General features: G+C 72.8%; 17 protein-coding genes and 1 pseudogene. 7 read left to right on the plus strand and 11 right to left on the minus strand.

The features are described from left to right. Positions 1–81: 81 nt before the first annotated feature. The 6 genes and pseudogenes from hflX to miaA all read right to left on the minus strand — a co-directional run bounded on the left by hflX (position 82) and on the right by miaA (position 8,794). Positions 82–1,572, minus strand: coding sequence for a GTPase HflX (gene hflX / locus ACOBQU_RS10160; protein ID WP_423625953.1), 1,491 nt, complete (start codon positions 1,570–1,572; stop codon positions 82–84). Between the two features lie 284 nt (positions 1,573–1,856). Next, a pseudogene (locus ACOBQU_RS10165) lies at positions 1,857–3,400 on the minus strand (M1 family metallopeptidase). A gap of 148 nt (positions 3,401–3,548) precedes the next feature. After that, complete coding sequence (locus ACOBQU_RS10170) at positions 3,549–5,711, minus strand: RelA/SpoT family protein (protein ID WP_423625955.1); 2,163 nt, start codon at positions 5,709–5,711, stop codon at positions 3,549–3,551. A gap of 581 nt (positions 5,712–6,292) precedes the next feature. Then, a complete protein-coding gene (gene dapF / locus ACOBQU_RS10175; protein ID WP_423625957.1) occupies positions 6,293–7,186 on the minus strand; it encodes a diaminopimelate epimerase in 894 nt (297 codons plus the stop codon). A gap of 82 nt (positions 7,187–7,268) precedes the next feature. Further along, positions 7,269–7,748, minus strand: coding sequence for a hypothetical protein (locus ACOBQU_RS10180; RefSeq protein ID WP_423625959.1), 480 nt, complete (start codon positions 7,746–7,748; stop codon positions 7,269–7,271). Between the two features lie 107 nt (positions 7,749–7,855). After that, positions 7,856–8,794 carry a tRNA (adenosine(37)-N6)-dimethylallyltransferase MiaA gene (miaA, locus tag ACOBQU_RS10185; RefSeq protein ID WP_423625961.1) on the minus strand — a complete coding sequence of 313 codons (939 nt, stop codon included), beginning with the start codon at positions 8,792–8,794 and terminating at the stop codon, positions 7,856–7,858. A 182-nt stretch (positions 8,795–8,976) separates the two neighbouring features. Between miaA and ACOBQU_RS10190 the strand changes: the two genes are divergently transcribed. Then, a complete protein-coding gene (locus ACOBQU_RS10190) occupies positions 8,977–9,288 on the plus strand; it encodes a hypothetical protein (protein WP_423625962.1) in 312 nt (103 codons plus the stop codon). Positions 9,289–9,767: 479 nt separating this feature from the next. On the opposite strand, the gene ACOBQU_RS10195 is transcribed toward ACOBQU_RS10190, so the two are convergent. Together ACOBQU_RS10195 and miaB are read right to left on the minus strand one after the other, a co-directional pair. Beyond that, positions 9,768–10,487: a class III extradiol dioxygenase subunit B-like domain-containing protein gene (locus ACOBQU_RS10195; RefSeq protein ID WP_423625963.1), complete on the minus strand. Its 720-nt coding sequence runs from the start codon at positions 10,485–10,487 to the stop codon at positions 9,768–9,770. Positions 10,488–10,543: 56 nt separating this feature from the next. Beyond that, on the minus strand, positions 10,544–12,052 hold the full coding sequence (miaB, locus tag ACOBQU_RS10200) for a tRNA (N6-isopentenyl adenosine(37)-C2)-methylthiotransferase MiaB (protein ID WP_423634381.1): 1,509 nt from the start codon (positions 12,050–12,052) through the stop codon (positions 10,544–10,546). A 368-nt stretch (positions 12,053–12,420) separates the two neighbouring features. Here miaB and ACOBQU_RS10205 point away from each other — a divergent pair, with 368 nt between their 5' ends. Next, a complete protein-coding gene (locus ACOBQU_RS10205) occupies positions 12,421–13,197 on the plus strand; it encodes an SAM-dependent methyltransferase (RefSeq protein WP_423634383.1) in 777 nt (258 codons plus the stop codon). 195 nt (positions 13,198–13,392) lie between these two features. On the opposite strand, the gene ACOBQU_RS10210 is transcribed toward ACOBQU_RS10205, so the two are convergent. Beyond that, positions 13,393–14,307, minus strand: a complete 915-nt coding sequence (locus ACOBQU_RS10210; RefSeq protein WP_423625964.1) for an MBL fold metallo-hydrolase — start codon at positions 14,305–14,307, stop codon at positions 13,393–13,395. 304 nt (positions 14,308–14,611) lie between these two features. Here ACOBQU_RS10210 and ACOBQU_RS10215 point away from each other — a divergent pair, with 304 nt between their 5' ends. From ACOBQU_RS10215 to ACOBQU_RS10225, 3 genes are all read left to right on the plus strand, one after another. Then, a complete protein-coding gene (locus ACOBQU_RS10215; RefSeq protein ID WP_423634385.1) occupies positions 14,612–14,995 on the plus strand; it encodes a MarR family winged helix-turn-helix transcriptional regulator in 384 nt (127 codons plus the stop codon). 67 nt (positions 14,996–15,062) lie between these two features. Then, entirely contained in the window at positions 15,063–16,016 is a 954-nt protein-coding gene (locus ACOBQU_RS10220) for an aminoglycoside phosphotransferase family protein (RefSeq protein WP_423634387.1), read from the plus strand. A gap of 140 nt (positions 16,017–16,156) precedes the next feature. Beyond that, positions 16,157–17,152: a TAXI family TRAP transporter solute-binding subunit gene (locus tag ACOBQU_RS10225; protein WP_423625965.1), complete on the plus strand. Its 996-nt coding sequence runs from the start codon at positions 16,157–16,159 to the stop codon at positions 17,150–17,152. Positions 17,153–17,227: 75 nt separating this feature from the next. Here the strand turns inward: ACOBQU_RS10225 and ACOBQU_RS10230 are convergent, their stop codons facing one another. Both ACOBQU_RS10230 and ACOBQU_RS10235 read right to left on the minus strand, forming a co-directional pair. Continuing rightward, on the minus strand, positions 17,228–18,694 hold the full coding sequence (locus ACOBQU_RS10230; RefSeq protein ID WP_423625966.1) for an ATP-binding protein: 1,467 nt from the start codon (positions 18,692–18,694) through the stop codon (positions 17,228–17,230). Between the two features lie 9 nt (positions 18,695–18,703). Beyond that, positions 18,704–19,393: a response regulator transcription factor gene (locus ACOBQU_RS10235; protein WP_423625968.1), complete on the minus strand. Its 690-nt coding sequence runs from the start codon at positions 19,391–19,393 to the stop codon at positions 18,704–18,706. 429 nt (positions 19,394–19,822) lie between these two features. Between ACOBQU_RS10235 and ACOBQU_RS10240 the strand changes: the two genes are divergently transcribed. Together ACOBQU_RS10240 and ACOBQU_RS10245 are read left to right on the plus strand one after the other, a co-directional pair. Beyond that, on the plus strand, positions 19,823–20,599 hold the full coding sequence (locus ACOBQU_RS10240; RefSeq protein WP_423625970.1) for an amino acid ABC transporter ATP-binding protein: 777 nt from the start codon (positions 19,823–19,825) through the stop codon (positions 20,597–20,599). 142 nt (positions 20,600–20,741) lie between these two features. Continuing rightward, positions 20,742–21,578 carry a glutamate ABC transporter substrate-binding protein gene (locus tag ACOBQU_RS10245; RefSeq protein WP_423625972.1) on the plus strand — a complete coding sequence of 279 codons (837 nt, stop codon included), beginning with the start codon at positions 20,742–20,744 and terminating at the stop codon, positions 21,576–21,578. The last annotated feature ends 74 nt before the right edge of the window (positions 21,579–21,652 follow it).

The following is a 21,652-nucleotide window of genomic DNA, read 5'->3' on the forward strand; positions in this document are numbered from 1 at the left end:
CGGGCGATCAGGGCGCCGCCGTGCCCGGCGGCCGGTGCGCCCCTGTCGGGGCAGGCCACCCGGCGCCGAGCCTCGGCAGTGTCAGTGCGCCACCGGCACGAACGGTGCCAGCTCCGCCGCCAGCTCCTCGTGCACCCGTGCCTTGAGCAGCGTGCCGTCGGCCGTGTGCTCCTCGGAGAGCACTTCGCCGTCGGCGTGCGCCCGGGCGACGAGCTTGCCGTGGGTGTACGGCACGAGGGCCTCGATCTCCACCTCGGGCCGGGGCAGCTCGGCGTCGATGAGCGCGAGCAGTTCCTCGATGCCCAGCCCGGTGCGGGCCGACACCGCGATCGCGTGCCGCTGCGTGCGCAGCAGGCGCTGGACGGTCAGCGGGTCGGCCGCGTCCGCCTTGTTGATCACGACGATCTCCGGCACGTCCACCGCGCCCACCTCGCGGATCACCTCGCGCACGGCGGCGAGCTGCTCCTCGGGCGCGGGGTGCGAGCCGTCCACCACGTGCAGGATCAGGTCGGACTCGCCGACCTCCTCCATCGTGGAGCGGAAGGCCTCGACGAGGTGGTGCGGCAGGTGGCGGACGAACCCGACGGTGTCCGCCAGGGTGTACAGCCGCCCGCTCGGGGTCTCGGCCCGGCGCACGGTCGGGTCGAGGGTCGCGAACAGCGCGTTCTCGACCAGCACGCCCGCGCCGGTGAGGCGGTTGAGCAGGGAGGACTTGCCCGCGTTCGTGTAGCCCGCGATGGCGACGGACGGGACCTTGTTGCGCTTGCGCTCCTGGCGCTTGAGCTCGCGGCCGGTCTTCATCTCCGCGATCTCCCGGCGCATCTTCGCCATCTTCTCGCGGATCCGCCGCCGGTCCGTCTCGATCTTGGTCTCACCGGGGCCGCGGGTGGCGAGGCCGCCGCCCTTGCCGCCGCCCATCTGCCGGGACAGGGACTGGCCCCAGCCGCGCAGCCTGGGCAGCATGTACTGCATCTGGGCGAGGGCGACCTGGGCCTTGCCCTCTCGGGACTTGGCGTGCTGGGCGAAGATGTCGAGGATCAGGGCGGTCCGGTCGATCACCTTGACCTTGACGACGTCTTCGAGGTGGATGAGCTGGCCGGGGCTCAGCTCACCGTCGCACACGACCGTGTCGGCGCCCGTTTCGAGCACGATGTCGCGCAGCTCCAGGGCCTTGCCCGAGCCGATGTACGTCGCCGGGTCGGGCTTGTCGCGGCGCTGGATGACGCCGTCGAGCACGAGCGCGCCCGCCGTCTCCGCGAGGGCCGCCAGCTCGGCGAGGGAGTTCTCCGCGTCCTGAACCGTCCCGGAGGTCCAGACACCGACGAGGACCACGCGCTCCAGACGGAGCTGTCGGTACTCGACTTCGGTGACGTCCTCGAGCTCGGTGGAGAGGCCCGCGACACGGCGCAGGGCCGCGCGCTCGGCGCGGTCGAACTGCTCGCCGTCGCGCTCTCCGTCGATCTCGTGGCTCCAGGCGACGTCCTCTTCCATCAGGGCATCGGCCCGAAGACCTTCGGTGTAGTTCTGCGCGAAGCTCTGTGCGTCCTGGGAAAAGGAAGAAGAGGAGGTCATTGGGTCCTTTACGTCGATGCGAATGCGATACGGGGCAGGTCGCGGGCGTCTGCCGCGCCTGCCGCGTCCGGAGACGGCTCGCCCCCGGGCTGCGACGGCGCCACCCGTCACATGCGACAACGCGCTCGGCCGTCCCAGGATTCCCCGGACCGGCCGGGACCGGCCCTGAGATGTCCCCGAGGGGTTTTCCCGGATGGGCCGCGCCGTCGACCTGACGATGGTTGCACGGCACGGCCCGTCTCGTCACCTGGTTAACGCGTCGCCCGGGCCACGCGCCGCCCCGGCTAGCCGTTCTTCCTCGCCCCCGGCTGCCCTGCCGTCGGTGCCGCCGCCCTCCAGTCCGGGTGGCCCGGCATCGGCGGCGTCTTCTCGCCGTAGAGCCAGCCGTCGAAGAAGTCCCGCAGGTCACGGCCCGAGATCTGGGTGGCGAGGCTGGTGAAGTCGGCGGTCGTGGCGGTCCCGTCGCGGTGGCGGAGCACCCAGCTCCGCTCCAGGCGGTCGAAGGCGCGGCGGCCGATCTCCTGGCGCAGCGCGTAGAGCACCAGCGCGCTGCCGTCGTACACCACGGGCCGGAAGATGCTGAGCTTCTCCCCGGAGCCGCCCCCTTCGGAGCGGCGGGCGGCCCTCCGGCGGCGCGCCAGCGGTCCGAGTACTGGTAGGCGTTCCGCATGCGGGCCGTGAGGGACTTGCCCGCCTTCTCCTGGGCGTAGAGGCCCTCGTACCACGTGGCGTGCCCCTCGTTCAGCCACAGGTCGGACCAGGTGCGGGGGCTGACGCTGTCGCCGAACCACTGGTGCGCCAGCTCGTGCACCATGATCGATTCGACGTACCAGGCCGGGTACTCGGGCCGGGTGAACAGCTCCTTCTCGAAGAGCGACAGGGTCTGCGTCTCCAGTTCGAAGCCGGTGCGCGCCTCGGCGACGAGCAGCCCGTACGTCTCGAAGGGGTAGCGGCCGACCTTGGTCTCCATCCAGCGCATCTGGTCCGGCGTCTTGGCGAGCCAGCGCTTGAGCTTCGCCTGGTCCTTGGTCGGCACCACGTCGCGCAGGGGGAGGTCGTGCGGGCCGGTGCGGTGCAGCACCGTGGAGCGGCCGATGGACACCTGGGCGAGTTCGGTGGCCATGGGGTGGTGGGTGCGGTAGGTCCACGTGGTGCGGGATCCGGCGCGCTCCTTGGCCACGGGGAGGCCGTTGGCGACGGCGGTGAGTGCCTTCGGAGCGGTCACGCGGAAGGTGAAGCGGGCCTTGTCCGCGGGGTGGTCGTTGCACGGGAACACGCGGTGTGCGGCGTCGGCCTGGTTGGCCATGGCGAGGCCGTCGCGGGTGCGCAGCCAGCCGCCCTCCTCCTGCCCCGGCACCGGGTCGCTGGTGTGCCGCACGGTGATCCACAGGCGCTGTCCGGCCTCCACGCGCGTGGGCGGCGTGATGACCAGGTCCTCGCCCGCGGTGGCGAAGGAGGCGGGCGCTCCGTTGACGTCGACGGAGCGGACGGCGCCGTGTGCGAAGTCCAGGTTGACCCGCTCCAGGGGAGCCGTCGCTCGGGCGTCGATCTTCGTGAGGGCGTCGAGCGGCTTGCTGTTGTCCCCTCCGTAGGTGAAGGCGATGTCGTACGCCCGCACGTCGTATCCGGGGTTGCCCAGGTGCGGGTAGAGCCGGTCGCCGATGCCGAGCGGGGTGACCGGCTGCGGGGCGCTCGCGGCGAGCAGGGCGGCGGAGGTGGCGGTGGCCAGGAGGGCGACCGCGACGCGGACGGCCTTGGGGCGCGGCGCCCGGGTGCGAGGGGCGACGGCGTGCGCGTGCGACGCGCGGATGCGAGGGGTGTGCGGCATGAACTACCGCTACCAGCGCGCGCCTTCCCCGCAGCGGCGGGACGCGCGGCGCCACCCGAACGAGCGGCGTACGGACGCGGCATCCGCCCTCTACGGAGACGCGCGGCCACGCCTGCGGAGTGACGCCGCCCCTACGGAGTGACGCCCTTTACCGTGTGGCCGCCGCCCGGTGCTGGGCGCGGCTCACGTCGTACACCCCGGCCACGTTGCGCATGGCGCGCATCAGGCCGGGGAGGTGGGCGGCGTCGGGGAGTTGAAGTGTGTACGTGTGGCGCACGCGCTGCTCGCTGGGGGGCTCCACGGTCGCCGAGATGATGGCCGCGCCCTCCAGGGCGATGGCTTCGGTGAGGTCGGCCAGCAGGTGCGGTCGGCCGAAGGACTCGGCGATCAGGGTGACCCGGCACTCGGCGCCGTCTCCCCAGCGCACGCCGACCTCCGGGCGCCCCACGTTCTTCATGCGGGCCACGGCGGGACAGGTGTCGCGGTGCACGGTGACGACGCCGCCGCGCACGGCGAAGCCGGTGATCTCGTCGGGCGGTACGGGCGTGCAGCAGCCCGCGAGACGTACGGCGGCGCCTTCGCGGTCCAGGACCACGACGTTGACGGCCTCCGGGCGCAGGGCCGCCGACACCTGGGGGCGCGGGGCGGCGGGGACGGTCACGGGGGTGGGTCCGGGCGCCATGGGCGGGACGGGGGCGGGCGCCGGGTGGGACGTGAGCCAGCGCCGGATGGCGATCCGCGCGGCGGGGGTGCGGGCGTGGTCCAGCCACTCGCGTGAGGGCCCGGAGGCCGGGTCCTGGCCCATGAGGAGCTGCACGGTGTCGCCGTCCCGCAGAACCGTGCTGAGCGTCGCCAGACGGCCGTTGACGCGCGCCCCGATGCAGGCGTGCGCGTCCTCGCCGTACTGGGCGTAGGCGGCGTCGACGCAGCTCGCGCCCGCGGGCAGGCCGAGGGTGCCGCCGTCGGTGCGGAAGACGGCGATCTCCCGGTCCTGGGCGAGGTCCTCGCGGAGGGTGGACCAGAACGTGTCGGGGTCGGGGGCGGCCTGCTGCCATTCGAGGAGGCGGGAGAGCCATCCGGGACGGGTGGGGTCCACGCGCTCGCCGTCGGCCGACTCGGCGGGCCGCTCCTCCACCGACTGCTCGTCCGGGGGCGCGGCGTAGGGGTTGCGCAGGGCGACGACGCCCGCTTCGGCGACCCGGTGCATCTTGTGGGTGCGGATGAGGACTTCGGCGACCTCGCCGTCACCCCGGGCGACGGCCGTGTGCAGCGACTGGTAGAGGTTGAACTTCGGTACGGCGATGAAGTCCTTGAACTCGGAGACCACCGGCGTGAAACACGTGTGCAGCTCCCCGAGCACTCCGTAGCAGTCGGCGTCTTCGGAGACGAGGACCAGCAGGCGTCCGAAGTCGGTGGGGCGCAGGGATCCGCGTTTGCGGTGCACGCGGTGGACGGAGAGGAAGTGCCGGGGCCGGATGACGACCTCCGCCGCGATGCCCGCCTCGCGCAGCACGCCCCGCACTTCTTCGGCGATGTCCGCGAGCGGGTCGGAGCCCTGGGCGTCCTTCGCCGCGATCAGGGCTTTGACCTCGGCGTACTCCTCGGGGTGGAGGATCGCGAAGACCAGGTCCTCCAGCTCGGTCTTCAGCGCCTGGACGCCTAGCCGCTCGGCGAGCGGAATGAGCACGTCCCGGGTGACCTTGGCGATCCTGGCCTGCTTCTCGGGGCGCATGACGCCGAGGGTGCGCATGTTGTGCAGCCGGTCGGCGAGCTTGATCGACATGACGCGTACGTCGTTGCCGGTGGCGACGAGCATCTTGCGGAACGTCTCGGGCTCGGCCGCCGCTCCGTAGTCGACCTTCTCCAGTTTGGTGACGCCGTCGACCAGATAGCAGACGTCGTCGCCGAACTCCGCGCGGACCTGATCGAGCGTCACGTCCGTGTCCTCGACCGTGTCGTGGAGCAGGGAGGCGGTCAAGGTCGTCGTCTCCGCGCCCAGTTGGGCCAGGATCAGCGTGACGGCGAGGGGGTGGGTGATGTAGGGCTCGCCGCTCTTGCGCGTCTGGCCTCGGTGCGAGGACTCCGCGAGGGCGTAGGCGCGGCGCAGGGGTTCGAGGTCGGCGTCCGGGTGGTGGCCGCGGTGGGCCTCGGCGACGTGGCTGATGGCGTCCGGGACGCGGCCGCGGGCGGCGGGCCCCAGCAGGGCGGCGCGGCCGAGCCTGCGCAGGTCGAGCCCGGGGCGGGCGCGGCGTCTCAGGCCCGAGGGCGTGATGGGGCCGGGCGTCGCGGGATTCGTCGCCTCCGCACTCATGGGCACCTCCGGCAGCTCCGACCGGCGGTGAGCGGACGGCAGCCTGCTCCGTCCGGGCCGGTGCTTGATGCTACCGAGCCCATCACGCGGGGCTGACCCGCTCTCGCCGAGCGTGAAACGGATCACCCATTCGAGCGACAGTTCTGTCGAGTCCTGTTTCGACTGATGATGCGACCGGGGCGAGCGTCGATTCGACTCTTCGGTGCCCTTTCGCGATCGGGTGGCCTGGTGTGGCGCCTCGGGTTTCCCAGGGGTGGCACGCGCCTCGTGGGCCCCTTCAGCCCTGGTCGCCCCGCTCGCGCGCGGTACCGGGCGTCCTGGCGGGCGGGACGCCTGGGCGGCGCCTGTACGCCTCTCCGGGGCCCGGAGGGGCACCTCTCCGGGGCGCCCGGGTTCGCGGCGGCGTACGAGGCGTACAGGGCCCGTGCGGCGTACGAGACGTACGGAGCGAAGGTGGCGTGCGTGGGGCGCACGCGGACCGGTGGCCGCGTACGAGGCGGGCGGAGCCGCTGGTGGTCGCCAGCGGCCCGTCAAGCCCGTCAGGAGGCACGGGGCCCGTCAGGAGCCCGGCGCAGGGGCGGTCAGGAGGCCGACGCTGCGGCCAGCCACTCCCCGTCGATCTCGCCCTCGGCGACGATCACCGCGGGCCCGGTCATCTCGATCTCGCCGTCGGGCCGCTCGGTGATCACCAGACGTCCGCCGAGCACGTCCACCGTGTACGTCACCGGGGCGCCGGTCACTGTCGGGTCGAGGCCGTCCCTGCGGGCGGCGGCGACCGCCACGGCGCACGCGCCCGTGCCGCAGGAGCGGGTCTCTCCGGCGCCGCGCTCGTGCACGCGCAGGGCGACGTGCCGGGGGGCGCGGTCGACGACGAACTCCACGTTCACCCCGTTCGGGTACGCGGTGGCCGGGGCGAACGACGGGGCCTCGTACAGGGTGCCCGCGTGGGCCAGGTCCGCCACGAAGGCGACGGCGTGCGGGTTGCCCATGTTCACGTTGCGGGCGGGCCACTGGCGGTCGGCCACGGAGACCGTGACGTCGCCTTCGGGGAGCGTGGCCTTGCCCATGCCCACGGTGATGTCACCGTCGGCGCCTGTGGAAGCGTCGGGCTTGGCGATGTGCACGCGCTTGACGCCGCCACGGGTGGCGACGGCCAGGTCGCCCTCGCTGACTAGTCCGGCGCGCTGGAGGTAGCGCGCGAAGACGCGCACGCCGTTGCCGCACATCTCGGCGATCGAGCCGTCGCCGTTGCGGTAGTCCATGAACCACTCGGCCTCGGCGGCCAGGTGCTGGGCGTCGGGGTGGGCGGCGGAGCGCACGACGTGCAGCAGGCCGTCGCCGCCGATGCCCGCGCGGCGGTCGCACAGGGCGGCGACCGCGGCCGGGGGCAGCTCGATGGCGTTGTCGGCGTCGGGGACGATCACGAAGTCGTTCTCGGTCCCGTGCCCCTTGAGGAAGGCGATCCGCGTGCTCATTCCTCGATCGTACGGGGTGGGTACGACACCGACTGCGCCGGTGCTCCGGGGCTTCGGGGCTTCGGGGCTTCGGGGCTTCGGCTCAGCGGAGCCGGGCCACCCGCCACACCGCGAGGACGGCGGCGCCCGCCACCACCAGCGTGTACGCGGAGACGACCCGCCAGTCCGGGCGGCGGCCCGAGCCGCGCTCCGGCAGGCCGGGCCAGGTGTATCCCACGCGGCGGGCGGCCATCATGCCCCAGCCCGCGGCGCAGGAGCTGATCAGCAGCCCCAGCATGGCGACGACGGCGCCGCCGTCGCCGAACTCGAAGGCCAGCGGGAAGGCGAACATCAGGGAGCCGACGGCGGCGAGGATCACGATGGGGGCGAGCTGCCAGATGCGCAGCCTGCGCTGGGGTCGCAGCTCGACCTCGACCTCGGGCTCGGCGGCCAGCTCCGCCTCGGAGGGGCCGTCGTCGGTCACGCCGCCCGTGGTCGCGTCCGGGCCGTCCGTGCTGAGCGCGCCGTCCTGTGCGGTGTGCTGCTCGCCGTCATGTGCGGTGTCACGAGGGCTGGCCTCCATCGCCACGCGCCCTCCCACTTCGGACTCCACTGGTCGATCGATGGTCGATGATGGCACGCCGTCAGGTGCCACGATGACCGGCGGAGCGTCCCGATGCCATCACGTGATCAGGCTGTGACCGCTCGTTCGACCAACGCCAGTGCGCGTCCCGGCAGTTCCCGCTGGTCGGCGGCCGCTCCACTGAGCCAGTGCACCCGTGGATCCCGGCGAAACCAGGTGTCCTGGCGGCGCGCGAAGCGCTTGGTCGCGCGGATGGTCTCCGCGCGCGCCTCGTCCTCGTCGCACTCCCCGGCGAGCGCCGCGAGAATCTGCTGGTAGCCGAGCGCGCGGGACGCCGTGCGCCCCTGTCGCAACCCCTGTGCCTCCAGTGCGCGTACCTCGTCGACCAGGCCCGCCTCCCACATGCGGTCCACGCGGGTGGCGATGCGGGCGTCCAGCTCCGGCCGTCCCACGTCGACGCCGATCTGCACGGTGTCGTACACGGACTCGTGGCTCGGCAGGTTGGCCGTGAAGGGCTTTCCGGTGATCTCGATGACCTCGAGGGCCCGCACGATCCTGCGGCCGTTGCTGGGGAGGATGGCCTTCGCCGCGTCCGGGTCGGCGGCGGCGAGGCGGGCGTGCAGGACGCCGGGGCCGTGCGCCGCGAGGTCGTCCTCCAGACGGGCGCGTACGGCGGGGTCGGTGCCGGGGAACTCCAGGTGGTCGACGGCCCCCCTCACGTAGAGCCCGGAGCCGCCGACCAGGATCGGCCAGCGCCCCTCGGCGAGCAGCCGGTCGATCTCGGCGCGGGCGAGCTTCTGGTACTCGGCGACGCTCGCCGCCTCCGTGACGTCCCAGATGTCGAGGAGGTGGTGGGGAACGCCGCCGCGCTCGGCGGGCGTCAGTTTGGCGGTACCGATGTCCATCCCCCGGTACAACTGCATCGAGTCGGCGTTGACGACTTCGCCGCCGAGGCGCTGGGCCAGGAAGACACCGAGATCGGACTTTCCGGCGGCGGTCGGTCCGACGACGGCGATGACCCGCGGGGCGGGGGCTGCACTACTCACCGCCCCAGTCTCGCAAATCACCCGGGGACTGCCCGAACGAGCTACGTGACGGGGCGCCCTCGGGGTCGTTGCCTGTTGCGAGGTTCCGACCGCCGGTTTCGAGGACCGGCGGCCCGGGCGACGCAATCGGACGCTCCGGGCGACGCGGGATTTCGCCCACACGAGTCACGTATGGAGTAGGTATGGGTGTTTTTTCACGGTTCCGCCGCAAGAAGTCCGAGGCGAGCACCGAGGAGGCGGCCGCGGCGACGCTGACCGCGGAGTCCGAGGGCTCCGCGGAGGCTTCGGACGCCTCGGAGGCTGCGGGGGCCGATGCGGGCGCCACCGAGGCCAAGGGCGACGCCAAGGCCGAGGCGACGAGCGGCCCCGAGGGCGGGGCGGGCGAGAAGGCGGAGACCGCCGAGGCGACCGCCAAGGAGAGCGTGGACATCCCCAAGCAGCAGTCCGCTCAGGAGGCGGCCGACAACGAGGCCGGTGAGGGCGCCCGCAAGTGACTCCCCCGTGCGGGAAGAAGGACCTCCGCGACGGCACCGCTCCCCCGCCGTCGCCCTGAAGGACATCGCACGCCACCGGCGGACGGCCGTGAAGCGCGCTGGCTTCACGGCCGTCGGCGTGTCCGGGGGTGTCCGGGCGTCTCCGGGCGTGCGCGGCCGTCGGGGTATCTGGGCGGGCGTGGGCTGGAAGTGGGCGTGGGCCGGAGCCGGGCGTGGCTGGGGTGTGCGTACCCGGGGTGTGCGTACCCAGGGTGTGCGTGCCCGGGGTGTGCGTGGCACGGGGGGCCTGGGGCGTGGCTCTTGGCTCTGCGGTTCGCGCGGGTGCCGGTGCGTCGGGGCGTGCGTGGCCCGTGACGCTTCTGGGGGCCGGTGGACGGCGACGCTTCGGGGCGCCGGTGGGCGGCGACGCTCCGGGGCGCAGCCCCCCTCCTCAGAAGGCCCCCCTCTTCAGACCGCACCCCCTCCCCAGGCGAAGCCGCCTACGACCACGCAGCCACCAGATAGCCCACGCCGTACGGAGCGTCGTCGAAGAGCAGCTGCCCGCGCAGGTCCGCGCCCTCGGCCGCGCCCGCGAGGACCTGCCACGGGGCGCGTCCGGCCACCTTGAGCTCGTACGCCAGCTCCTCGTCCAGCGCCTTCAGCGCGGCCACGTCCGCCGCGCCCAGGGCCCGCGCGGCCTCCGCGTCGAAGTCGGCCGCCCGCTCGTCGAGGTAGCCGGGCGCCTTCAGCGTGCGGCACGCGCTGGCGTCGCCCATCACCAGCAGCGCCACCCGGTCCGCGCTCCCGGCGATCTGCTGTCCGGTCTGAATACACCGCTCGGCCGCGAGCGGTTCCCCGACCCCGAGTCCTTCCAGGGGCGCGGCCGACCACCCCGTGCGCTCCAGGAGCCATCCGGCGACGGCGAGGGAGGCGGGAAGCTCGCGCTCAGTCGCCTCCCCGTCCCCGTCCGGCGCCCCCAGACGCACGTCGAGGTCCACGCCGAAGCCGCGGAACGAGCCGCGGGCGCCCTGCGGGTGCGGTCCGCGACCGCTCGGGGCGGCGGGGCCGACGACGACGAGCCGGTCGGGCCGGGAGGCCGCGAGCACCCCGAGGGCGTCCGTGCACGCCGCGCGGGCGGCGTCCAGCTCCGGTGCCGCACCGGCGGCGACCTCGGGCACGAGCAGGGGCGGGCAGGGGCAGACGGCTGCGGCGACAAGCATGATCCGCAGCGTAACGCCCCCCGCCGACAGCGGGGAGCCGGTCGGGCTGGCCGCGGCTAGCCGAGGGCGCAGCCGCCGCCCGTGGCCGCCGGGAGCGGCTCGGGCACGCCCACCTTGGGCAGGCCGAGGAGCACACCGGCGGGCTTGGCGGCCTCGGCGGCGTTGCGCTTCTCCCAGGCGTCGCCCGCGCGCGTGCGGCGGACGTCCAGGACCTGGCCCTCGGCGAGCAGGTGGTGCGGCGCCGCGTACGTCACCTCGACCGTCACCACGTCGCCGGGGCGGACCTCGGTGTCGGGCTTGGTGAAGTGGACCAGGCGGTTGTCGGGGGCGCGGCCGGACAGGCGGTGGGTGGCGCCGTCCTTGCGGCCCTCTCCCTCGGCGACCATCAGCTCCAGGGTGCGGCCGACCTGCTTCTTGTTCTCCTCCCAGGAGATCTCCTCCTGGAGGGCGACCAGACGCTCGTAGCGGGCCTGCACGACCTCCTTGGGGATCTGGTCGTCCATCTCGGCGGCCGGGGTGCCCGGGCGCTTGGAGTACTGGAAGGTGAAGGCCTGGGCGAAGCGGGCCTCGCGGACCACGTGCAGCGTCTGCTCGAAGTCCTCCTCGGTCTCCCCGGGGAAGCCCACGATGATGTCGGTCGTGATCGCGGCGTGCGGAATGGCCTCGCGCACCTTGCGGATGATGCCCAGGTAGCGCTCCTGGCGGTAGGAGCGGCGCATCGCCTTCAGGACCGGGTCGGAGCCGGACTGGAGCGGCATGTGCAGCTGCGGCATCACGTTCGGCGTCTCGGCCATCGCGGCGATCACGTCGTCCGTGAAGTCACGCGGGTGCGGCGAGGTGAAGCGCACGCGCTCCAGTCCCTCGATCGTGCCGCAGGCGCGCAGGAGCTTGCTGAAGGCCTCGCGGTCGCCGATGTCCGAGCCGTACGCGTTGACGTTCTGCCCGAGCAGGGTGATCTCGGAGACGCCCTCGGCGACGAGGGCCTCGATCTCGGCGAGGATGTCGCCGGTCCTGCGGTCCTTCTCCTTGCCGCGCAGGGCGGGCACGATGCAGAAGGTGCAGGTGTTGTTGCACCCCACGGAGATCGACACCCACGCCGCGTACGCGCTCTCGCGGCGCGTCGGCAGCGTCGAGGGGAACGCCTCCAGGGACTCGGCGATCTCGATCTGCGCCTCCTCCTGGACGCGGGCGCGCTCCAGGAGGACCGGCAGCTTGCCGATGTTGTGCGTGCCGAAGACGACGTCGACCCAGGGGGCCTTCTTGACGATGGTGTCGCGGTCCTTCTGCGCCAGGCAGCCGCCGACGGCGATCTGCATCCCGGGGCGCGAGGCCTTCTTCGGGGCGAGGCGGCCCAGGTTGCCGTACAGCCGGTTGTCGGCGTTCTCCCGGACCGCGCAGGTGTTGAAGACCACCACGTCGGCGTCGCCGTCGGAGCCCTCGGGGGCGCGCACGTAACCGGCGCCCTCCAGGAGGCCTGAGAGCCGCTCGGAGTCGTGGACGTTCATCTGGCACCCGTAGGTGCGCACCTCGTAGGTCTTCAATCCGGCCACTGCTCCACCAGCCACGTCGTCACCGCTCACCCGTCCAGGGTAAGGGCTTGGATCAGTACGCCGTGCGGCCCGCGCCCGGGGCGCCGCTCCCGGGGGCCGTCCGCCCTCTACGGGGAGACCGCCTCCGGCGATGCCCTCCTCCGGAGCGGATGGGCGGGCGCCAGCACGACAAGTCGCCCGGCTAGATTGCCCGTTGACAGCGCACGGCACGATCCGTCGGCCCCGACCGGCGCACCAGGAGGCGATCACGTGACCGAGAGCCCCTCCCCTCGGGACCCTCAGGCTCCTCAGGACACTCAGACCTCTCAGACCCTTCAGGCCCCTCAGGAACGGCCCGTCCACGCCCCGTCCCCCAGGAGGCAGCCGACGCCGTACGCAGCCGGATCAACACGGCACAGCCGCACACGGCCCGCATCTGGAACTACTGGCTCGGCGGCAAGGACAACTACCCCGTCGACCGGGAGACGGGCGACCGCATCCGGGAGCTGCACCCCGGCATCGGCGACTACGCGCGCGCCGACCGCCAGTTCCTGGGCCGTGCCGTGCGCCACCTGGTGGCCGACCAGGGGCTGCGGCAGTTCCTCGACGTCGGCACCGGGCTGCCGACGGCGGACAACACCCACGAGGTGGCCCAGCGCCTCGCTCCGGAGTCACGGATCGTCTACGTGGACAACGACCCGCTCGTCCTGACGCACGCGCGCGCCCTGCTGACCAGCTCTCCGGAGGGCCGTACCGACTACCTGGACGCCGACATGCGGGACGTCGACGCCGTCCTGGAGCACGCGGCCAAGACCCTGGACCTCAGCCGCCCGGTCGGCCTGATGCTCCTGGGCGTCGTGATCTTCATCGAGGACGACGCGGAGGCCTACGGGCTCGTACGCCGCTTCATGGACGCCCTGCCCGCCGGGAGCCACCTGGTCCTCTCGCACACCATCACCAGCCCGGCGATGCCGGACGTCGACGAAGCGGTCGCCTTCTGGAACGAGCACGGCACCCCGAAGCTCACCCAGCGCACGCCCGAGCAGGTCGCCCGCTTCTTCGAAGGGCTCGACCTGCTGGACCCCGGGGTGGTCTCCTGCTCGCGCTGGCGCCCCGACGGGGACGGCCAAGAGCTGCCGGACGAGGTGGCGATGTACGCGGGTGTGGCGCGCAAGGGGTGAGACCGGCCTCTCCGTAGAGGCGGGACTGGGGTGGCTCCGCAGCGGGGCGGCTGCTCCGCACCCGTGGCTTCGGAGGCGCGGCTCCGCACGGCTGGCTCCGTGGCGCGACTCCCGGGGGCACGGCGCTCCGTAGGCACGACTCCGTAGGCCAGGCTCCGTAGGCCAGGCTCCGTAGGCACAGCTCCGTAGGCGCGGTCAGGGCAGCGGCACCCAGACCGCGCGCCCCTGGGAGTCCCGTTCCGCCCGGCCGAACGGCACGTCCGCGAAGTGGATGCCGAAGCCCAGCGTGCCGGGCTCGGCCAGCTCACCGACAAGCCAGTGGCGGTACTCGGCCGCCACTACGGGGTCGTGGTCGACGGCGGCCGACCACTCCGGGTGGGTGACCTGGACCGGGGTGTGCAGCGCGTCCCCGAAGGCGAGGAGCCGCTGTCCGCCCGAGGTGATCTCGTAGGTCACGTGCCCCACGGTGTGCCCCGGCCGCACCAGGGCCCGCACTCCGGGGAAGACCTCCTCGCCGTCCCTGATCGTGCGCACCTTGGGCGCGAGGACGGCCAGGACGTCCTCCGTGGCCCCGTGGTCCGCCGCCAGGTGGCGCTGCTCCCACTCGGGCTCGGCGAAGAGGTAGGCGGCGCGCGTGAAGGCGGGCTCGGCGCTGCCCGGGGCGGGGTTCCAGGCCCAGCCGAGGTGGTCGCCGTGCAGATGCGTGAAGGCCACGGCCTCGATCGTGTCGGGGGCGCGGCCGACCTCGGCGAGGCTGGCGAGGAGGGTGCCGCTCCGGGCGGCGCCGATCAGGGGGTTGTCCGGGGCGTCCGGGGCGGTCTTGGGGCCGAATCCGGCATCGACCAGCAGGGCGCGGTCGCCGCGCTCGACGAGCAGTCCGCCGACGCTCGCCACGAGGTGCCCGTGCTCGTCCAAGTGGTCCGCGTACGCCTCCCAGTCGGCGGCGGTCGAGGCGGGCAGCCAGCCGCGCGGCTTGAGGCCGACGGCACCGTCCACCACGTAGCTGATCCGCAGGTCGCCGAGGTCGACGGTGCGTGTGCGGGCGGGCCGGTGGAGCCGCTCGACGGCGCTGTCCCCGGGCGTCGGGGCGTCGGTGCGGGACGTGGGCATGGGTCCTCCAGGGCAGGCGGGTCAGCCAGGGCAGGCGGGTCAGCCGGTGCGGACGGATGCCGCCGCACCGCGAGAAACGTTAGAGCTAGAATCATTCGAACTGCAACCATTCAAGTTGGATGGGGTTCAGTAGGCTGGGCCCATGGCGAACACAGGCGGGCACGCGCACAAGGGCGACGGGGCGGGCCCCGCCGGGGCCTCTGACACGCAGAGCGCCTCTACGGAGAGCGGCCCTACGGAGGGCGCCCCTGCGAAGAGCACCCCTGCGGAGACGGCCGACGCCCCCACGGCAGGCGACTGGCGCATCTGCGGGCTCGTGAACGCCCTGGCCCGGCGGATCGAGACGCACGTGCGCGAGCGGGCCGCCGCCTTCGGCCTGACCGGACCGCAGGCGATCGCGCTGCGGGAGCTGTCCGGGCCGATGACGCTGCGCGAGCTGGCGGAGCGGATGAGCTGCGAGCCGTCCAACGCCACGTTCGTCTCCGACCGCCTGGAGGAGCAGGGCCTCGTCGAGCGCCGCCCCCACCCCCGTGACCGCCGCGCCAAACAGCTCGTCCTCACGCCCAAGGGCACCGAGTTGCGGGAGCGCCTGCTCGCCCTGCTCGCCGAGGAGTCGCCGTTGAGCCCCCTCTCCGAGCGGGAGCAGGCCGATCTCCACGCACTCCTGGGGCGGGCCGTGGTGCGCTAAAGGGCCCCGGAGAATATTCGGTTTCGCCGTGGGCTCTGGCACGCCCAGGATGGCCCGCATGACGTCCATGAGCGAGCCGCCCCCGTCCACCGAGGAGCACGCCGGAGAACGCACCAAGGCGCACGCCGACAAGCCGGACATCGACGTCCCCCTCGTCCGGAGCCTGCTCGCCGCCCAGTTCCCGCAGTGGGCCGCGCTGCCCATCGAGCGCTTCCCGTCAGCGGGGACGGTGAACGAGGTGTTCCGGCTCGGCGACGACATGGCCGTGCGCCTGCCGCGCCGCGCGGCGAGCACCGAGGACGCCGCCGCGGAGCACCGGTGGCTCGCCTGGCTCGCGCCGCGCCTGCCGGTGCCGATCCCCCAGGTGCTCGCGCGGGGCGCGCCCGCCGACGGCTATGCCTGGCCCTGGTCCGTCCACGCCTGGCTCGACGGCGTGAACCCCGTAGAGGGCGCCGTCGCCCAGCCGCAGGCGCTCGCCGAGGACCTGGCCGGGTTCGTCACCGCCCTGCGGAGCCTCGACCCGGCCGGAGCGCCACCCGCGTACCGCGGCGGCCCCCTGAAGGCCCAGGACGCCGGGACGCGCGAGGCCATCGACCAGCTCCGCTCGCTGCGGCACCCCCGTGCCGCGGTCGACACCGACGCGGCGGCCGCCGCCTGGGAGGCCGACCTGCGGGCGCCCGCGTGGGACGGCCCGCCCGTGTGGGTCCACGCGGACCTCATGCCGGGCAACCTGCTGGTCCGCGACGGGCGGCTCAGCGCCGTCATCGACTTCGAGTGCGCCGGTGCGGGCGACCCCGCCTGCGACCTGATCCCCGCCTGGAACCTGCTGCCCGCCCGGGCGCGCGACGCCTTCCGCGCGGCCACCGGCGCCGACGACGCCACATGGGCGCGGGGGCGCGGCCGCGCCCTGTCGATGGCGCTCATCCAGCTCCCGTACTACGTGGACACGAACCCGGTGATGGCCGCGAACGCGCGGCACGTGATCCGGGAGGTCCTCGCCGACCACGCGCGCACGAGCTGACGACACGCGCGCACGAGCTGACGCCGTCCGCCGACGGCCCGGTGACCACCAGCGGCTCGCCGACCACACGCGCACGAGCCGCCCGCCCACGCGGTGCCGCCCCTGGTCATCCCGGGGCGGGCAGTGGCAGGATCGCGCCCATGTTCGCGGCCCTGCCCTCCCTCAGCCGACGCCGGGCCCTCCAGGGCGCGGCGGCCGGTCTCGTGGTGTTCGGGCTGCTCCTGTGGTGGCTCGTCCCCGGGGACAAGGAGTCGCCCCGGGGGAGCATGACCTTCAGTACGGGGGTGAAGGGCGCCGTCTACGAGACGTACGGGAAGCTTCTGCGGAACGCCGCCGCCGAGGACATGCCGGACGTCGACATCGAGCTGCTCTACAGCGAGGGATCGCAGCAGAACGTCGAGCGGGTCGCCACAGGGAAGGCCGACTTCACGATCGCGGCCGCCGACGCCGTGGAGAAGTACCGCGACGACGGGCGCCCCGGCGCCGACCGGCTGCGGGGCTGCGCGCGCCTGTACGACGACTACGTCCAGCTCGTCGTGCGGCGCTCCTCCGACATCAACTCCGCCCGGGACCTGCGCGGCAAGCGCGTCGCCGTGGGGCCGCCCCGCTCGGGCGTACGCCTGATCGCCGACCGGGTGCTCCAGGCGGCCAGGCTGGATCTGCACCAGGACCTGACGGCCCGGCCCGCGGGCATAGACACCGCGCCCGAACTCCTCAAGCGCGGGGACATCGACGCGTTCTTCTGGTCCGGCGGGCTGCCCACCAGCTCGGTGCGCGAGCTGTCGGAGGACTTCCCCATCCGGCTCGTCCCGCTGGGCAACCTGGTGGACGCCCTGCACGCGCAGGGGGGCGCTTCCGGTTACTACCGCGCCGCCGTCATGCCCGCCGACGCCTACCCGAAGGCCCAGCAGAACGCGCCCGTACCGACCCTGGCGGTGGCGAACCTCCTGGTGACCACCGACCGCGCCGACCCGAAGCTGATGGAGGGCCTGACCCGGACGGTGATCGACAGCCGGGACCTCATCGGCGCGCGGGTGCACGCGGCCCAGCTGGTGGACCTGCGGACGGCGCTGTACACGCACCCGCTGACCCTGCACGAGGGCGCGCGGCGCTACTACCGGTCCGTCAAGCCGTAAGCCGCGGCTCGCCCGCAGCACACCGCGCTCCCCCTCCCCCCACACCACCGTTCACCTCACGCGCCCGCTCGCGCCCTACCGCCGCGCGCCCCCACGCCCCGTCCTCCCGCGCTCCGCGCCCCCGTGCACGTGCGCCTCCGGCGCCTGGCGCGGCACGCCGACGGTCACCTTCAGGCCGTGCGGTTCGTGGCGCTCGTACGCGATGGAGCCGCCGCCCGCGGCGAGCAGCGCGCGGGAGATGGACAGGCCGAGGCCCGAGCCCTTGATGTTCTGGTGGCGGTTGCTGCGCCAGAAGCGGTCGCCGATGCGGGCCAGTTCCTCGTCCGTGAGGCCGGGGCCGCCGTCGGTGATCTGGACCGTCGTCGTCGCGTCGGCCGAGGAGACCCGGACCTGGACGCCCTCTCCTGCCGGCGTGAACTTCAGGGCGTTGTCGATCACCGCGTCCAGGGCGCTGGACAGCGCGATCGGGTCGGCCCAGCCGGTGGTCGCCGGGCAGTCGCCCTCCAGGCGCACGCCCCGCTCCTCGGCCAGCGGGCGCCAGGACGCGACGCGCTCGGCGGCCAGCTCGCCGATGTCGGTGAGCTGGAGGTCCGCGCCGCCGTGCTCGGCGAGCGCCAGGTCCAGGAGGTCGTCGAGGACCTGGGCGAGGCGCTTGCCCTCCGTGCGCACGGAGGCGATCTCCTCGTTGCCCTCGGGCAGTTCGAGGGCGAGCAGTTCGATGCGGAGCAGCAGGGCGGAGAGGGGGTTGCGCAGTTGGTGCGAGGCGTCGGCGACGAAGGCGCGCTGCTGCTCCAGGACGTCCTCGACGTGGTCGGCCATCTCGTTGAACGAACGGGCCAGGCGCCTCAGTTCCGGCGGCCCGCCCGCGGGCGCGACGCGGGAGGCGAGGCGGCCCGTCGCGATGTCGTGGGTGGTGGCGTCCAGGACGCGCACCGGGCGCAGGACCCAGCCGGTCAGGCGCAGCGCCGCCCCGACGGCCAGGAGCATCGCGGCCGACTCGCCCGCGCCGATCAGCAGCCAGCCGCGCAGCGTCTTGGCGCGCATCCGCCCGGTGGGCGAGTCGGTGACGACGACCGCGACGACATCCCCGTCGCGGATCACCGGGGTCGCGACCACGATGCGCCCGTCCTCCTCCCAGGGCCACACCTGGGCCGGGTCGTGGCTGCCCCGGGAGCGCAGTGCCTCTTCGAAGGCGTCGCGCACCTCGTCGCCCTCTTCGGGGAGGAACCAGTCGATGGGGGCGTGCGCCATGGGGAAGCGGTCCCGGAAGAAGACCCCGGCCCTGATCCCGTACACCTCGTGGTAGTAGTCCAGCTCCTTCTGGAGCGTCGCGCGGCGCTCGTCCTTGTCCCGTACGCGGGAGCCGGAGGGCCGCTTGGTGACGAACTGCGCGAGGGAGGCGAAGCGCGCGGTGTCGTCGATGCGGTCGACGACGACCTTCTGCTGCTGGGCGGAGGCCACGCTCACGGCGAGCGGGAAGCCGAGCGCGAGCAGCACGCCCGCCATCAGGACGATGAGCAGCGGCAGGAGGCGGGCGCGCACCTGGGCCCGCTACGACGCCGGGGCGACGAGCCGGTAGCCGACTCCGCGCACGGTCTCGATCAGGGCGGGCATGTGCAGCTTGGCGCGCAGGGAGGCGACGTGCACCTCCAGGGTGCGCCCCGTGCCCTCCCAACTGGTGCGCCACACCTCGCTGATGATCTGCTCCCTCCGGAAGACCACTCCCGGCCGCTGGGCGAGCAGCGCCAGCAAGTCGAACTCCTTGCGCGTCAGTTGCACGGCGACGCCGTCCACACGGACCTGGCGGGTGGGCAGTTCGATGTGGACGCCGCCGAGCCGCAGCTCGGCCTCGGCGGGCGTCGCCGTGGCGTCGGCGGCGGGGCGCCGGATGACCGCGTGGATGCGGGCGATCAGCTCTCCGGTGTCGTAGGGCTTCACTACGTAGTCGTCGGCTCCGAGGTTCAGGCCGTGGATGCGGGAGCGTACGTCGGCGCGTGCCGTCACCATGATGACGGGCGTGGAGGTGCGCTTGCGGATCCTTCCGCAGACCTCGTAGCCGTCCTGGTCGGGCAGGCCGAGGTCGAGGAGCACCACTCCGAAGGGCGCGGCGTCGCAGGGCAGCAGCGCCTGGAGCGCCTCCTCGCCGCTGCGGGCGTGGGTGACGGCGAAGCCGTGCCGCTCCAGTACGGCGGCCAGGGCGGCCGCCACGTGGTCGTCGTCCTCGACGAGCAGCAGTCTCATGCGGTCCTCCCCCAGCCCGTAGGCCCCCCTGTGGTCATCCGGCTCCCCTGGTCGTGCGGTTCACCAGGCGCCCGGGTCACCAGCGGTCTGGTGCACCGGGCGCCTGGTTCACCGGCCGTTCCTTGATCGTTCCGTTCGCGCTCGCGCGGTGCTGCGCGCCCGTTGGCGCGCGCCTCGTACGCGCGCATGCGCACCAAGGCATCCACGCCGATGGATAAGGACCGCGTCAAGACCCTTCGGGGCACGGACACGTTCCGTTATGCACCCGGTACGCGCGGAGGCCTTCGGGGCGCCCGTGGGGCGCCCTGTTCACACGGAGTGTCCGGTTGCGGCCGGATCGTTATGCTCAATTTCCCCTCAGATGTAATGACGCTGGTCGCACCGGGTTACTACTGTCCTCCCAACCCGAGGAGGATGGAGCAACAAGCCGTGACCGAAGTATCGGTGACCAAGGACGCGATACCCGCGGCGGACGACCTTGTCGTGCTGAAGAACGTCAACAAGCATTTCGGCGCGCTGCACGTCCTCCAGGACATCGACCTGACCATCGCCCGTGGCGAGGTCGTCGTCGTGATCGGCCCCTCCGGGTCGGGCAAGTCGACGCTGTGCCGCACGATCAACCGTCTGGAGACGATCGACTCCGGCTCGATCACCATCGACGGCAAGCCGCTGCCGCAGGAGGGCAAGGAGCTGGCACGGCTCCGCGCCGACGTGGGCATGGTGTTCCAGTCCTTCAACCTCTTCGCGCACAAGACGGTGCTCGAGAACGTGATGCTGGGCCAGGTCAAGGTGCGCAGGACGGCCAAGGCGGAGGCGGAGGAGAAGGCCCGGGGCCTGCTCGACCGCGTGGGTGTCGGCTCCCAGGCCGACAAGTACCCCGCGCAGCTCTCCGGTGGCCAGCAGCAGCGCGTGGCGATCGCCCGGGCGCTCGCGATGGGTCCGAAGGTGATGCTCTTCGACGAGCCGACCTCGGCCCTCGACCCCGAGATGATCAACGAGGTCCTCGAAGTCATGCAGCAGTTGGCGCGCGACGGCATGACCATGGTCGTCGTCACCCACGAGATGGGCTTCGCCCGGTCGGCGGCCAACCGCGTCGTCTTCATGGCGGACGGCCGGATCGTCGAAGAGGCCGTACCGGACCAGTTCTTCAGCAACCCGCGCAGCGACCGCGCCAAGGACTTCCTGTCGAAGATCCTGCACCACTGACGACGCCCGTGAGGGCCCGTCTGACGGCCTCTGGACGGCTCCCCGGCGCAGCCCGCCCGCGCGGGCGGGCGGGAGGCCGTACGGGCCCGTGGACGCCCGGCAGCGTCACCCTCAACCTCCGCCGAAACGAAGGATGTTCACCATGAAGGTACGCAAGGTCACCGCGGCAGCTTCCGTCCTGCTCGCGCTCTCCCTCACCGCCACCGCCTGCGGCGGCGACGACAAGGACGACAAGGGCTCCGGCGGGGGCGGCAAGGTCACCATCGGCATCAAGTTCGACCAGCCGGGCCTCGGCCAGAAGACGCCGGACGGCAAGTACGAGGGCTTCGACGTCGACGTCGCCACCTACGTCGCCAAGAAGCTCGGCTACAAGGAGGGCGACATCGAGTGGAAGGAGGCCAAGAGCGCCGACCGCGAGACCATGCTCCAGCGCGGTGACGTGGACTTCATCGCGGCCACCTACTCGATCACTCCGGAGCGCGAGGAGAAGGTCGACTTCGCCGGTCCCTATCTGCTCGCCCACCAGGACGTCCTGATCCGCAGCGACGACAGCTCGGTCAAGTCGCCGAAGGACCTGAACAGCAAGAAGCTCTGCTCGGTGACGGGTTCGACCTCGGCGCAGAACGTCAAGGAGAAGCTGGCGCCCAAGGCCCAGCTCCAGAACTACGGCGCGTACTCCCAGTGCCTGACCGGCCTGCAGAGCAAGGCCATCGACGCGCTCACCACCGACGACTCGATCCTCGCCGGTTACGCCGCGCAGAAGAACTTCCAGGGCAAGTTCAAGCTCGGCGGCTTCAAGATGACCAACGAAAACTACGGCATCGGCGTCAAGAAGGGCTCCGACCTCAAGAAGAAGATCAACGACGCGCTGACCGAGATGGTCAAGGACGGGTCGTGGGAGAAGGCCGTGAAGGACAACTTCGGCCCGGCCAACTACAAGAACGAGCCCGCCCCGAAGATCGGCGACATCGTCAAGTAAGCGGGACGTGATCGTCAAGTAAGCGGGATGTGAGGGGCGCGCCGCTCGCCGTGGCGGCGCGCCCCTTCGCCCGC

Origin of the sequence: Streptomyces sp. G45, from assembly GCF_049542095.1 — a bacterium.
GTDB lineage: Bacteria > Actinomycetota > Actinomycetes > Streptomycetales > Streptomycetaceae > Streptomyces.

What these genes read in the sequence shown, in the direction of transcription:
- hflX (WP_423625953.1), bottom strand. Translation starts at nt 1,572, where the DNA reads ATGACCTCCTCTTCTTCCTTTTCCCAGGACGCACAGAGCTTCGCGCAG.
- ACOBQU_RS10170 (WP_423625955.1), bottom strand. Translation starts at nt 5,711, where the DNA reads ATGAGTGCGGAGGCGACGAATCCCGCGACGCCCGGCCCCATCACGCCC.
- dapF (WP_423625957.1), bottom strand. Translation starts at nt 7,186, where the DNA reads ATGAGCACGCGGATCGCCTTCCTCAAGGGGCACGGGACCGAGAACGAC.
- ACOBQU_RS10180 (WP_423625959.1), bottom strand. Translation starts at nt 7,748, where the DNA reads ATGGAGGCCAGCCCTCGTGACACCGCACATGACGGCGAGCAGCACACC.
- ACOBQU_RS10190 (WP_423625962.1), top strand. Translation starts at nt 8,977, where the DNA reads ATGGGTGTTTTTTCACGGTTCCGCCGCAAGAAGTCCGAGGCGAGCACC.
- ACOBQU_RS10195 (WP_423625963.1), bottom strand. Translation starts at nt 10,487, where the DNA reads ATGCTTGTCGCCGCAGCCGTCTGCCCCTGCCCGCCCCTGCTCGTGCCC.
- ACOBQU_RS10210 (WP_423625964.1), bottom strand. Translation starts at nt 14,307, where the DNA reads ATGCCCACGTCCCGCACCGACGCCCCGACGCCCGGGGACAGCGCCGTC.
- ACOBQU_RS10220 (WP_423634387.1), top strand. Translation starts at nt 15,063, where the DNA reads ATGAGCGAGCCGCCCCCGTCCACCGAGGAGCACGCCGGAGAACGCACC.
- ACOBQU_RS10225 (WP_423625965.1), top strand. Translation starts at nt 16,157, where the DNA reads ATGTTCGCGGCCCTGCCCTCCCTCAGCCGACGCCGGGCCCTCCAGGGC.
- ACOBQU_RS10235 (WP_423625968.1), bottom strand. Translation starts at nt 19,393, where the DNA reads ATGAGACTGCTGCTCGTCGAGGACGACGACCACGTGGCGGCCGCCCTG.
- ACOBQU_RS10245 (WP_423625972.1), top strand. Translation starts at nt 20,742, where the DNA reads ATGAAGGTACGCAAGGTCACCGCGGCAGCTTCCGTCCTGCTCGCGCTC.